This is a genomic window from Segatella maculosa DSM 19339 = JCM 15638 (assembly GCF_000382385.1).
Taxonomy (GTDB): Bacteria; Bacteroidota; Bacteroidia; order Bacteroidales; family Bacteroidaceae; genus Prevotella; species Prevotella maculosa.
Genome location: NZ_KB908333.1, coordinates 20,175 through 33,664 on the forward strand (window position 1 = coordinate 20,175; position 13,490 = coordinate 33,664).

Annotated in this window: 8 protein-coding genes; all 8 read left to right on the forward strand. The window is 49.0% G+C overall.

Going from position 1 to position 13,490, the window contains the following annotated elements:
- Nucleotides 1-5: 5 nt before the first annotated feature.
- The 8 genes from purD (at nucleotide 6) to tamL (ending at nucleotide 13,405) form a co-directional block, all read left to right on the forward strand.
- Complete coding sequence (gene purD, locus H164_RS0110945; protein WP_019968655.1) at nucleotides 6-1,274, forward strand: phosphoribosylamine--glycine ligase; 1,269 nt, start codon at nucleotides 6-8, stop codon at nucleotides 1,272-1,274.
- A complete protein-coding gene (locus H164_RS0110950; RefSeq protein WP_025830259.1) occupies nucleotides 1,275-2,213 on the forward strand; it encodes a hypothetical protein in 939 nt (312 codons plus the stop codon).
- Nucleotides 2,189-3,421, forward strand: a complete 1,233-nt coding sequence (locus tag H164_RS0110955) for a metal ABC transporter solute-binding protein, Zn/Mn family (protein ID WP_019968657.1) — start codon at nucleotides 2,189-2,191, stop codon at nucleotides 3,419-3,421. Before H164_RS0110950 ends, H164_RS0110955 begins: the two co-directional genes overlap by 25 nt.
- Nucleotides 3,418-4,116 (forward strand): metal ABC transporter ATP-binding protein, encoded by a 699-nt coding sequence (locus H164_RS0110960; RefSeq protein WP_019968658.1) that lies wholly within the window; start codon nucleotides 3,418-3,420, stop codon nucleotides 4,114-4,116. The genes H164_RS0110955 and H164_RS0110960 overlap by 4 nt, the downstream gene beginning before the upstream one ends.
- A 618-nt stretch (nucleotides 4,117-4,734) precedes the next feature.
- Nucleotides 4,735-5,496: a 3-oxoacyl-[acyl-carrier-protein] reductase gene (fabG, locus tag H164_RS0110965; RefSeq protein ID WP_008566309.1), complete on the forward strand. Its 762-nt coding sequence runs from the start codon at nucleotides 4,735-4,737 to the stop codon at nucleotides 5,494-5,496.
- Nucleotides 5,497-5,572: 76 nt separating this feature from the next.
- Nucleotides 5,573-6,280, forward strand: coding sequence for an RluA family pseudouridine synthase (locus H164_RS0110970; protein WP_025830258.1), 708 nt, complete (start codon nucleotides 5,573-5,575; stop codon nucleotides 6,278-6,280).
- 209 nt (nucleotides 6,281-6,489) lie between these two features.
- The gene (locus H164_RS0110975) at nucleotides 6,490-11,127 is read left to right on the forward strand and encodes a translocation/assembly module TamB domain-containing protein (protein ID WP_019968660.1); all 4,638 of its coding nucleotides are present in this window, start codon (nucleotides 6,490-6,492) and stop codon (nucleotides 11,125-11,127) included.
- Entirely contained in the window at nucleotides 11,114-13,405 is a 2,292-nt protein-coding gene (gene tamL, locus H164_RS0110980; protein ID WP_455430846.1) for a translocation and assembly module lipoprotein TamL, read from the forward strand. The genes H164_RS0110975 and tamL overlap by 14 nt, the downstream gene beginning before the upstream one ends.
- Nucleotides 13,406-13,490 lie beyond the last annotated feature (85 nt).

Here is a 13,490-nt window from a genome sequence, read left to right on the forward strand (position 1 = left end):
CTATCATGAGACTGTTATTGTTAGGTGGAGGCGGCCGTGAACATGCCTTAGCTTGGAAGATTGCACAAAGCAAAAAGTGCGACAAACTCTTTATTGCTCCGGGCAATGCTGGCACAGTTGACTGTGGAGAAAACGTCAATATCCAAGCTAACGACTTTGAAAGTCTGAAGCAGTTTGCCGTAGAAAACAATATCAATATGGTTGTAGTCGGTCCCGAAGACCCATTGGTCAAGGGCATATACGACAGCTTTAAGCAAGACGAACGCACGAAAGATATCCCCGTAATCGGCCCATCCAAGGCCGGTGCCGTACTTGAAGGAAGCAAGGATTTCGCTAAAGGTTTCATGCAACGTCACGGCATTCCGACCGCCAAATATAAGACCTTTGACGGCACAACACTTGAAGAAGGCCTGCGTTTCCTTGAGACTTTGCAGCCTCCCTACGTGCTGAAAGCCGACGGACTTTGTGCCGGTAAGGGCGTATTGATACTTCCTACGCTCGGAGAAGCCCAAAAAGAACTGCGCGAAATGCTTGGCGGCATGTTCGGAAATGCCAGTGCACAGGTCGTGATTGAAGAGTTCTTGAGTGGTATTGAATGCAGTGTTTTCATACTAACCGACGGAAAGAGCTATAAGATTTTGCCTGAAGCTAAGGACTATAAACGCATCGGTGAGCATGACACGGGGCTCAACACAGGTGGCATGGGCAGCGTTTCACCGGTTCCATTTGCCACAAAAGAGTGGATGAAAAAGGTGGAAGAACGCATCATCCGCCCTACCGTTGAAGGCCTTGCCAACGAGGGAATAGACTACAAAGGCTTTATTTTCTTTGGTTTGATCAACGTAAATGGCGAACCAATGGTTATTGAATACAACTGTCGTATGGGCGACCCAGAGACCGAAAGTGTGATGCTTCGCCTGAAAAGCGACATCGTTGACCTCTTCGAAGGCATAGCCCATGGCGACCTTGATAAGCGGGATATCGTGTTCGATGAGCGTGCTGCAGTCTGCGTAATGCTTGTAAGCGGAGGCTATCCCGAGGCCTATCAGAAAGGTTATCCTATTAAAGGCATCGACAAAGTGGAAGGAAGCATCGTCTTCCATAGCGGAACTTCCTACAGAGACGGGCATGTCGTGACCAACGGTGGGCGTGTCATTGCCGTTTCATCTTACGGAAAAGACAAGGAAGAAGCATTGCAGAAGAGTTTTAAAGAAGCACAGAAAATCACGTTCACCGACAAGTATTTCAGAAGAGATATAGGGCAGGACCTTTAAATGACAAAGAAAAGAAGACAGGAAAGAATAGCAATTAGCAGGTTCACGCTGCCGTTAACAGTCCTTTATGGAGTCGTTGTAGCATTGCTTGCCGGGCCCTTTCAGCATGGATTATGGGTTCAGACAGTCGCCCTTTTTGTAGCAACCGAGATGATGGTTATACTCAGTAACCGCCATTCGCTCATCAGAGTGTATAGCCGAATGGTGCCCGTTGTCTACCTTTTCTTGTCAGCCATGCTTTGTTTTCGCTCCACTACTATCGCCAATACCGTCGTCGGGCTGTGTTTTATCGCCTTCTATATGTTCTTCTTTGAAGCCTATCAGGACCGAAAGGCTGCCGGCTTCGTGTTCTATGCATTTGTAATGATTGGCATTGCCAGTGTCTTTTTTGTTCAAATCCTCTATTTGGTCCCTGTTCTATGGGTCATTATGATTGCCTATATTCTGGCTTTCAGCCTGCGTACATTCGTAGCTTCCATTCTCGGACTATTGTTTCCCTACTGGTTTGTGATAGGTTATGATGCCTATACGAACCAGCTTCCCGACCTACTCTCCCACTTCTTGAAACTAACAGACATCGGTAATATCTGCCATTATCAATACACCGAGCATCAAGCCGTAGGCTTTGTCTTCATCGGTCTCATTGGTTTGACGGGTATTATTCACTTCTTACGCAACAGCTATCAGGACAAAATAAAGACCCGTATGCTTTATGGTTGCTTCGTCACGATGCAGGTTGCCACGATGATTTTCATCATTCTGCAACCTCAACACTACCCTTTTCTCATTCATATTCTGATTATTTCCACCGCAGCACTATTGGGACATTTCCTTGCATTGACCCACACTTGGCTCACCAATGTTGCTTTTCACGTGCTCATCGCCCTCGTGTTGCTGCTCACAGCTTATAACTTATGGATACCATCATTGATTTTCTGATCGATTGGGGCTACTGGGGCATGTTCGTTTCGGCCTTCTTTGCTGGCAGTTTCTTTCCTTTCAGCAGCGAAGCCGTTATGCTGGGCCTACTGGCAGCAGGTCTTAAACCCTGGCCTTTGATAGTTTATGCCACTATCGGGAACGTAATGGGAGGCCTTTTCAATTATGCTATCGGGCGACAAGGGCGTATGGACTGGATAGAAAAGTATCTTCGTGTCAAGCCCGAAAGCCTTTCCAGAGCCCAACGCTTCATGGGTGGGCATGGAGCATGGATGGGATTCTTTGCTTTCCTGCCCATCATCGGAAGCGGAATCACCATTGCTTTGGGTCTGATGCGCTCAAATCTGATCATTTCTACCATAAGTATCACCGCAGGAAAGCTGATGCGCTATATCATTCTGGCTCTTTCCGTAACGTCATTGACCGCTTGTAGCCCCTCAACAAGCAACAATACAGGTCAGAAGATAACCGTCAGCATAGAGCCATTGCGCTACTTCACCGAACAGATTGCAGGCGAAAAGTTCACGGTAATGACCATGGTTCCGAGCGGAGCCAACCCCGAAACCTACGAACCCACACCCAAACAGATGGTCGATCTCAGCGAAAGTGTGCTCTACATGAAGGTCGGTGCCATTGGTTTCGAACGCACTTGGACCGACAAACTCAAGGCTAATGCACCGCAGACCCGCTTCGTTGACACCTCAGAAGGCATCAAACCGACACTGACCGGCAATGGTATTGCCGACCCACACACGTGGATGAGTTGCAGGAACGCTAAGACGATTGCCATCAACATATGCGATGCGCTCAAACAAAGCGATGCCAAAGACAGCACATACTTCAAACAAAACCTGAAAACGCTGCTCGAAAGAATCGATCGCACGGACAAAGCGGTCGCAACCTGCTTGAAACAGAAGTCAAAAGCATTCCTTATCTATCATCCTATCCTCACTTACTTCGCCCGCGACTATCATCTTATGCAGATTCCCATCGAAGAAGAGGGACGGGAACCAAGTGCCAACCAGCTTCAAAACGTCATCCGGGTGGCCAAGCAACAGAAAGTAAAGACGCTTTTTGTGCAAAAAGAGTTTGCAAACCGCAACATTGACATCGTTTCCGCAGACATTGGCATCCCCAAAACCACAATCAATCCCCTTGACTATCATTGGGACCGCCAAATGATAACCATAGCCAACGCACTGAAATGAGCCTTCCTATCATACAAATCAAGCATGTCACGGCCACTTATCCCGAGAAAACGGCCTTGAAAAACGTATCGCTGACGGTCTACGATGACGATTATCTCGGCATTATAGGCCCGAACGGAGGTGGCAAGACCACGCTTCTTAAAATCATTCTCGGCCTATTGAAACCTGCAGAAGGAAGCATTCGGTTCTTCAAAAACGGTCGTCCCGCAGACCATATCCGCATGGGTTACCTGCCTCAATACACCGATATCGACAGGCATTTCCCCATTTCTGTCCACGATGTCGTGCTTTCCGGGCTGAAGAAAAAACGCTTTTCCCGTTATAACAAAAGCCAAAACGAACAGGTAAGGCAAACGATAGAGCAAATGGAACTCGCCGACCTGCAACACGAAGCCATTGGAACGCTGAGTGGCGGGCAGCTGCAACGCGTGCTATTGGCACGTGCCATCGTGCAGAAACCCGACGTGCTTATCCTCGACGAGCCCAATACTTACATCGATAAACGCTTTCAAGAGCAGATGTATGAGATGCTTAACGACCTCAACAAGCAGTGCGCCATCGTCATGGTGAGCCATGATATCGCCGAAATACTGAACAATGTCAAGCATATCGCCTGCGTGAACGAGAGCCTGCATTATCATGACAGCACCGAATTGCCGAAAGAGAAGCTGGAAGAGCATTTCCTGCACATCTGAATGCGCAGGAGAAGTGATGTAGGGACGCACGGTTCGTACGTCCGCTCAAGTGGGTTCGGAAACGTATATGCAGGATTGTTTAAGCAAACGCACGGCTCGTGCGCCCCTACATACTCCCAAGTACTTTTTAATATCATCTATATTGATTACCAACGACTTACGCCTTGCATTCCAATCTCAACCACTTTGCGCTCCAATCTCAGCCATTTCGTCGCGCAATATAGCTGATATTGCGTTGTAATATGGCCCATTTCAGCACGCAAAATAGGTCATATTAGAAAGCGAAATGCAAGCCGTTGATTTCCAACCAAATAGCTATAGGGACGCACGGCTCGTACGTCCACTCAAACAACCGTGTGCATTTGTTTTTCATTTCACCGCGAGCGGACGTACGAACCGTACGTCCCTACAGCTCCATCTCGGCCCTATTGCGTATTTAATGGCTGAAACAGCATCGCATGGACGTAAGAATTGAGGTTCTTCCATGAGCATCTTCCTTGAAACCAAGGATTATTTCGGTTTTTTATCTCAACCGGCTTATAATTGAAAAAAAATATCTAACTTTGCAAAGTATTTCATTGAAGGTTGCAAATCATCAATCATTAAATATTTATTTCTATGAACGGAAAAGGATTATTGGCGGGTAAGACCGCACTGGTTACAGGAGCTGCGCGCGGTATTGGCAAAGCTATCGCGTTGAAATTTGCTTCTGAAGGTGCAAACATTGCGTTTACAGACCTTCTCATCGATGAGGAACACGGCGGTTTGGCTACCGAACGAGAGATTGCCGCACTTGGTGTTAAGGTCAAAGGTTATGCAAGTAATGCCGCAGACTTCGCACAATCGGAAGAAGTTGTCAAGCAAGTGAAAGAGGAATTCGGCTCAGTTGACATCCTTGTCAACAATGCCGGCATCACTAAGGACGGCCTTATGCTCCGCATGACCGAGCAACAATGGGACGCAGTCATCGCCGTAAACCTGAAGAGTGCCTTCAATTTTATCCACGCATGTGTGCCGGTTATGATGCGTCAGCATGGCGGTTCCATCATCAATATGGCTTCGGTTGTTGGTGTTCATGGCAATGCTGGCCAGTCGAACTACGCGGCTTCGAAGGCCGGATTGATTGCCTTGGCCAAGAGTATCGGTCAGGAAATGGGACCGAAGGGCATTCGTGCCAACGCTATTGCGCCCGGTTTCATCGACACGGCAATGACACAAGCGTTGCCAGAAAACGTGCGTAAGGAGTGGATCAGCAAGATTCCACTTCGCCGGGGCGGTACGGTTGACGACATTGCCAACACAGCTGTCTACTTGGCTTCTGACCTTTCGAGCTATGTTTCAGGCCAAGTGATTCAGGTCGACGGTGGAATGAACATGTAAGACCTTGCGATTTATCATGCATCATTCATCATGTCGTTTGGCACGATGAATGATGCTTGTTTTTTATATCAGCCCGATGAAAGTAATCTATGAAGACAATCATCTGATGATTGTCTACAAAAGCAGTGGCGAAATCGTCCAAGGTGACAAGACAGGTGACGAACCTCTGTCTGAAACGGTCAGGAACTACCTTAAAGAAAAGTATCAAAAACCGGGCAATGTGTACCTCGGAGTGGTGCATCGGCTTGACCGTCCGGTGGCGGGATTAGTCGTTTTTGCCAAGACTTCTAAAGCTTTGACGCGGCTGAACAAGATGTTTCGCGACGGAGAGGTGCACAAAACGTATTGGGCTGTCACGAAGAACAGTCCCGAAAAACCCGAGGGAACTTTGACGGATTGGCTGGTCAGGAACGAGAAACAGAACAAAAGTTATGCCTACAACCATGAAGTTCCCCGCGCAAAGAAGGCGATACTCCACTACTGCCTACTGGCCAGTTCCGACAATTACCACCTTCTTGAAGTGCATCTTCTGACGGGTCGGCACCATCAGATACGCTGTCAGTTGGCCAATATGGGCTGTCCCATCAAGGGAGATTTGAAATACGGCGCCCCACGGAGCAATCCCGACGGCAGTATCTCCCTGCTTTCACACCACATGGAATTTATTCATCCCGTTTCAAAAGCACACATCAACATCTTATCTCCACTTCCCGACGATCGCTTATGGGCGGCTTTGGCAGAAGGTATTGCTTCTCTTGATGGTGGGAACAGTGCTGCTGAATGAGTATTTTGTCCGATTCCGACCGCGAAAAGGGCCATGTGCGTTGCCTTTACCGGCAGTTTTACCATCAACAATGTAGCCAACAGCGTACCCATATGGCATTTTTTTCTTCGAAACTTGCATAATTCGTTTTTTTGTTTTACTTTCGCAAAACAGAAATATCAATAAGAAACGGAGACAAATCCCATAGAAATGCGCAAAAAACTGCGTATATGACGAAGAAAATCAAGTGGGCCTGCGCTGTCGTGGCCGCGCCTTTCATACTCTTTGCCGCCTTGGCTTTGCTGTTTTATTTCCCACCTTTTCAGAATTGGGCAGTAAAACAAGTAGCTTCATACGCCTCCGATAAAACGGGAATGCAGATTTCCGTGGCACATGTCAACCTTGAATTCCCCTTAGATTTGGGCATAGAGGGTGTTAAAGTCATTCAACCGAACGACTCCCTCCCGCAAGTGAGAGACACGGTGGCTGATGTTCGAAAGCTCATTGCCGATGTTCGGCTGTGGCCTTTGCTGCATCAGCAAGTCGAGATTGACGAGTTGGCCATTGAAGACATGCGACTCAACACGGCCAACTTTGTTCATGAAGCACGCGTGAAAGGCCATATCGGGCGGCTTGATCTGCAGGCCCATGGCATTGACTTGGCCGCACAGACATTGAAAGTGGACGTGGCTCATTTGAAAGATGCCGTGCTCAGCGTTGCAATGAGCGACACTGTGCCGAAAGATACGACCAAAAGTGAGAACCATTGGAAGATAGAAGTGGGCAAAGTGAGCGTAATGCGCACGGCACTTACGGTTGATTTGCCCGGAGACACGCTTCGGTTGAAGGCCTATTTAGGCGAGACGGTTGTCGAAGATGGGCGGTTCGACCTTTTCAAAGCAAGCTACGAAGTGGAAAAGTTCGACCTGACAGGAGGGCGTTTTCAGTACGACAATCGGCTGAAAGCCCGCACGAAAGGGTTCGATCCGAACCATGTGGCGCTCTCGGAAGTGGCCGTGGGCATCGATTCACTGGGTTACGTATCGGAAAAACTGTCTCTTCGTCTGCGACGGTTGGCCTTTAAGGAGCAAAGCGGGCTACAGTTGACTGCATTGAAAGGTGTAGTCGAGATGGATACGACCCGTCTTCGCCTGCCCGACCTTTATCTCAAGACACCACATTCAGCACTTCAGGCCCGAGTAGACCTACCTTTCGACGCTTTCGCAGCGCAACGGCCGGGAATACTCCGTGTATGGCTGAATGCAACATTGGGAAAGCAAGACCTTTTGCCGTTCATGGCGACCCTTCCTTCTGCCTTTCGCCGGCAATGCCCCACGTGGGGACTGACTGTCAGCGGGCTTTTGAGAGGCAACCTGCAACGACTTCGCTTCACTAACTTAGCGGTCTCACTGTCTACGGTGGGTTCTTTATATGCCAACGGCTTTCTTTCCCATTTGGATAAGCCAGCCCGTTTAGAGGGCGATGTGACCCTTTATGCCCGTACTTCTTATATAGGGTTTGCCACAACAATGCTTCCCCGGCAACAGCAAAAGGCTTTCAATATTCCCGCAGGCATCAGTGTTGATGGCCGACTACGTTTCTCTTCGGCGTATTATGCAGGCGATGTGACTGTCAGACAAGGTCAAGGAAGCGCTTTTGTTCAGGCCCGTCTCGATGCCAAACGCATGACCTATCAGGCAAAGTTGCTGGCCCGGCGTTTCCCTATTGGGAACTTTGTGCCCCGGCAAAAGCTATATCCTTTCACAGGGAACATCGAACTCTATGGAACGGGGACTGATTTAATGTCGCCCCACAGCCGAATCAAGGCCAAAGCTCGCATCGACCGTTTCCGATATGCGCAATATGACCTTTCAGGAGTCACGGCCGAGGCCACGCTGTCAAAGGGAACGGCCAATGCTTTCATTCACGGTGAGAGTCCGTTGCTGAAAGGAAGCATCAGTCTTGCAGCCTTATTGGGCCATCATATATTTAAGGGTACGGTAGCTTGCGACCTAAAACAGGCCGATCTTTATCGGTTGCACCTTGTTGACAAGCCCTTGATGACGTCGCTATGTGCCCATCTGGACATCGCTTCGGACTTCAAACAATTCCACAAGGTTCAGGGACATATCGGCGAAGTCACCATCGAAGAGAACCAAAGACGCTATCGTCCGAACGATATGTTCATTGATGTGCTGGCAAGACGAGACACAACATACGCCGCATTCAGCAGCGGTGATTTCCAACTTCACTTTGCTGGCTCGGGCAACTATGAACGGTTGCTCAATGAAAGCCAGGTATTCGTGGACGAATTGCAACGACAATTGAAAAGACGCACCATCGATCAGCCACGGCTTCGCCATCGGTTGCCCGATGCACACGTGTTCCTTCGGAGTGGAAAAGACAATATCTTCGTCAGGTTTCTCCAGCAGTATGGCTGCCAATTCGCCCGTGCTGACATCGATATGCATTCATCAAGACAGTCGGGATTAAACGGTTCGATGCTTATAGACTCACTTGTCGTTGACAGTGTCCTGCTCGACACGGTGAAATTCCGCATTCATTCAGCCGAAGAACGAGGCATATATCGAGCCGAGGTCATCAATAACAAGAAGAATCCGCATTACGTGTTCCGTGCAATTGCCGACGGACAGCTCAACGAACATGGCTCTTCACTTCGAGCACGGCTCTACGATGAGAGCAACAGATTGGGCATTGACGTCTCGTTGCTTGCTGCAATGGAAGACCACGGCCTCCGCCTGAGTGTCTCATCCCCACGTCCCATCTTGGGCTACAAGGCCTTTTCCGTGAACGATAGCAACTATGTCTACCTCGGAGATGACCGTCGGCTCTCGGCCAATCTCGAACTGAAGGCCTCTGACGGCATGGGCGTTCAAGTCTATACCAATGATGCTAACCATGAAGCCTTGCAAGACATGACGGTGTCGCTCCATCGGTTCAGACTGCAAGATATCCTTTCTGTGCTTCCTTACATGCCGGCCATATCGGGCGAACTGAATGGAGACTATCACCTGATACAGACCCATGACGCGCTTTCTGTCTCTTCCGACATGTCTATTCGCAACTTTGTTTATGAGCATTGTCCCATGGGTAATATCGGAACAGAGTTTGTTTACATGCCGAAACAAGACGGAACGCACGCTGTAGACGGTGTGCTGACGCAGAACGGCAAGGAGATTGCAACGGTAAATGGCTCTTATCGTTCGGGAGGAAGCGGACAACTTGATGTTCAACTTGACCTCGAACGCCTGCCGATGGAGCTTGCAAACGGGTTCATTCCTAAGCAAGTGATAGGTTTCAAAGGCTATGCTGAAGGTAATCTTGAGGTGAAAGGAACGCCAAGTCGCCCACGAGTAAACGGTGAAGTCTACTTGGATTCAGCCTATTTAGTGAGCATTCCGTACGGTGTGGAAATGAGGTTCGACAACGATCCCGTGACAATCAAAGACAGCAAACTGCTTTTTGAGAACTTCCAGATGTATGCTCACAACGATAGTCCATTGATGGTGGCCGGTGTTTTCGACTTTAGCGACTTGGATAGAATGAGGTTGGACGTGCAAATGAGGGCGCGTAACTTCCTCATTATCGATGCGAAAGAGAGCTCACGTTCTGAAGCTTTCGGCAAAGCCTTCGTGAACTTCTATGCACAAATGAAAGGAAGAGTTGACAATCTTACGATGCGAGGGAAGCTCGATATACTCGGTTCGACCGATATGACATACATTCTGCGCGACTCTCCCATTACGACGGACAACCAATTAGACGACCTTGTGAAGTTCACCGACTTCAAAGACGAGACAACACAGGTGATAAACCGACCGCCGCTGACCGGTTTCAACATGGACCTCTCAATGAGTATTAATGAAAGTGCCCACATCCTTTGCGCGCTGAACAGTGATAAGTCGAACTATGTGGACCTCATCGGTGGGGGAAACCTGCGCATGCAATACAATATGGTGGACAACTTGCGCCTCAATGGTCGCTATACACTCAGCAACGGAGAGATGAAATACGCGCTTCCCGTAATACCGCTCAAGACCTTCAGCATTCATGATGGAAGCTATATAAGGTTCAATGGCGACCCAATGAACCCGGGACTGAACATCACGGCCACGGAAAAGATCAAGGCAGCTGTCTCTTCGAACGGCGGAACCGGCCGCAGTGTAGATTTCGATTGCGGTGTAAAAATCAGCAAAACCCTTAAGGATATGGGGCTGGAATTCATCATCGATGCACCCGAAGACATGGAAGTGAGCAACCAACTCAACACTATGGGCAAGGAAGCACGAGGAAAAGTGGCCGTAACGATGCTTACAACGGGAATGTATCTAACGGATGGTAATACGAGTTCTTTCTCCATGAACTCTGCTTTGAGCGCCTTCTTGCAGAGCCAAATCAACAGTATTGCCGGCAATGCCCTGCGAACACTCGACCTAAGCTTTGGAATGGACAACACAACGGACGCTGGTGGAAACCAACATACGGACTATTCATTCAAGTTTGCCAAGCGACTTTGGAACAATAAACTGCGCATCATCGTCGGCGGGAAACTGTCAACGGGCCCCGATGTGGCCAATCAGAATGAATCTTTCTTTAGCAACGTCTCCTTCGAATACCGTTTGAACGAGGCTTCCACGCAGTATTTGCGACTCTTCTACAACCGAGACAGCTACGATTGGCTTGAAGGTGACATGGGACTGTATGGCGGAGGCTTTATCTGGCGGCGTAAATTGCAGCATTTCCAAGACCTTTTCAGATTCAAAGAAGCCAAGGATGAAGTACCGCCGGCTCCGGTTAAGCCGAGCAAGACGCCCACAATCAAGAATGAACGCAATGAAAAAAAATAGATTTCTCTTGGTTTTATCGGTGGCGGGACTGCTAATCGCCTGTTCTACCACCGATAAAGTGCCCGAAGGTGACCAATTATATGTCGGTCTGACAAAGATCGAGTATAAGAATTACGACCATAATAGCCATTTTTATGCGACACAAGACGAGTTGGAAGCAGCTTTGGCATGTGCCCCGAACGGTGCTCTCCTGGGCAGTTCTTATTATCGTACGCCCTTTCCTTACGGGCTTTGGGTGTGGAACGCCTTCTCAACTTCGCACGGACACATAGGAAAATGGCTGACAAAATCGTTCGGGAAGGCTCCCGTTTTGATGAGTTGGGTCAATCCAGAACTACGTGCTTCGGTGGCACAATCCGTATTGAAGTCTCACGGTTACTTCCATGGAAAGGTCGACTTCGAGGCTATTACGCAGCGAAACCCCAAGAAAGCGAAGATAGCCTACACCATTAATATGGGCCATCTCTTTACTTTCGACAGCATTTCTTATGTCCGGTTCCCCGACGACGCTGACAGTCTGTTGCAAGCAAGCAGAAAAGAGGCGAAGATCAAGCGTGGTGACGCCTTCGATGTGGCGATGCTCGACGCGGAACGCCAGAGAGTGAGCAACCTTTTCCGCAATAATGGCTATTATTATTATCAACCGGGCTACGCTTCTTATCTGGCTGACACGCTTCTTGTGCCGGGAAAGGTGCAACTCAAGTTCCAATTAGCCGACTCCATTCCTGCAAAAGCATTACGAAAGTGGTACATCGGCAATGTTGAACTACAACTCCGCAAACAGTTCTCCGACACATTGCAAGACTCTATCCACTTGCGTCGCCTCACAGTATACTTCAATGGGAAGCATTCTCCTGTCCGTCCGGGCGTTATTCTGCGCGACTTGAAATTGCGTCCACGCCAACTTTTCAGCTATGATGACTATATCGAGTCTTCAAACCGAATTACAGGCAACGGCCTTTTCAGCTTGGTTGACTTTCAGTTTACACCGCGTGACGCGTCACCGAGCTGCGATACGCTCGATTTGAAGCTGAATTGTGTGTTCGACAAGCCTTATGATGTTTACTTCGAGACCAACTATACCGGGCGTACCAGCGGCCGTATGGGGCCGGGAATCGTGGTTGGCTTCACCAAACGCAATGCTTTTCATGGCGGAGAGAAGCTGGATATCAACCTGAAAGGCTCTTATGAGTGGCAAACGGGACATGCCGCAAGCGGCAGAGGCGACAATATTCATTCCTATGAATATGGAGGTGACGCCTCGTTGGAGTTTCCTCACCTGCTACTTCCCATCATGCAGCGGCGCCGTTTCTTTATTACGCCGACTACACTCCTGAAAGCATCTACGAGTGTCATCAACCGTGCGGGTTATTTCAAGCGACATATCGTGTCGGGCGAGCTGTCCTACACCTTTCAAACCTCTGAAACTTCGATGCATCAGTACACTCCGCTCACGTTAGAGTATGAATACATGTCATCACATTCGGCCAAGTTCGATGCTTTGATGGCTAAAAGTCCTTATCTTCAAGTGTCGATGAAAGACCAATTCATACCCAAGATGCGCTACAGTTACATCTACACCAGTCCCAAATCTTACCGCAACCCCATCTGGTGGCAGACAACCGTGAGCGAAGCGGCCAACATCTTGTCGCTCGGTTATGTGCTTGGCGGACGACAATGGAACGAGAAAGACAAGACGATGTTCAAGAACCCGTATGCGCAATACGCCAAGATTGAGACCGAATTCCGCAAGACATGGAGGCTCGCCAATAAGTCACAGCTCGTCGGACACATTAACCTTGGTGCCATTTGGGCCTACGGAAACTCCGCAATGGCGCCTTGGAGCGAGCAATTCTACGTGGGAGGAGCCAACAGTATTCGTGCTTTCACGGTGCGCAGCGTGGGGCCCGGTGCCTATTATCCAACGGCTGCGACCACATCTTACCTTGATCAGACGGGCGACATCAAGTTTTTGGCCAACATCGAATACCGTCCAAGACTGTTGGGCAACCTATATGGCGCGCTGTTTCTTGATGCCGGCAACGTGTGGACCATGAAAGAGACTTCCGACCGACCGGGAAGCAAGTTCAAACTCCGCAACATGGCACGCGAAATGGCCGTAGGTACCGGCCTTGGCCTGCGTTACGACCTCGATTTCTTCGTCATTCGCATCGATTGGGGCGTTGGTTTGCACCTGCCTTACAAGTCTGGACTCTACAATCTGCCCAATTTCAAGGACAGCCACAGCCTGCATTTCGCCATAGGAATGCCGTTCTGAAAAGCTTTTTGGCAGAAGAAAAAGGCTATTCTGTTGGCTGAATTCACGGAAATTTGGTATATTTGCAATTCAAATAACACATAAA

What these genes read in the sequence shown, in the direction of transcription:
- purD (WP_019968655.1), top strand. Translation starts at nt 6, where the DNA reads ATGAGACTGTTATTGTTAGGTGGAGGCGGCCGTGAACATGCCTTAGCT.
- H164_RS0110950 (WP_025830259.1), top strand. Translation starts at nt 1,275, where the DNA reads ATGACAAAGAAAAGAAGACAGGAAAGAATAGCAATTAGCAGGTTCACG.
- H164_RS0110955 (WP_019968657.1), top strand. Translation starts at nt 2,189, where the DNA reads ATGGATACCATCATTGATTTTCTGATCGATTGGGGCTACTGGGGCATG.
- H164_RS0110960 (WP_019968658.1), top strand. Translation starts at nt 3,418, where the DNA reads ATGAGCCTTCCTATCATACAAATCAAGCATGTCACGGCCACTTATCCC.
- fabG (WP_008566309.1), top strand. Translation starts at nt 4,735, where the DNA reads ATGAACGGAAAAGGATTATTGGCGGGTAAGACCGCACTGGTTACAGGA.
- H164_RS0110970 (WP_025830258.1), top strand. Translation starts at nt 5,573, where the DNA reads ATGAAAGTAATCTATGAAGACAATCATCTGATGATTGTCTACAAAAGC.
- H164_RS0110975 (WP_019968660.1), top strand. Translation starts at nt 6,490, where the DNA reads ATGACGAAGAAAATCAAGTGGGCCTGCGCTGTCGTGGCCGCGCCTTTC.
- tamL (WP_455430846.1), top strand. Translation starts at nt 11,114, where the DNA reads ATGAAAAAAAATAGATTTCTCTTGGTTTTATCGGTGGCGGGACTGCTA.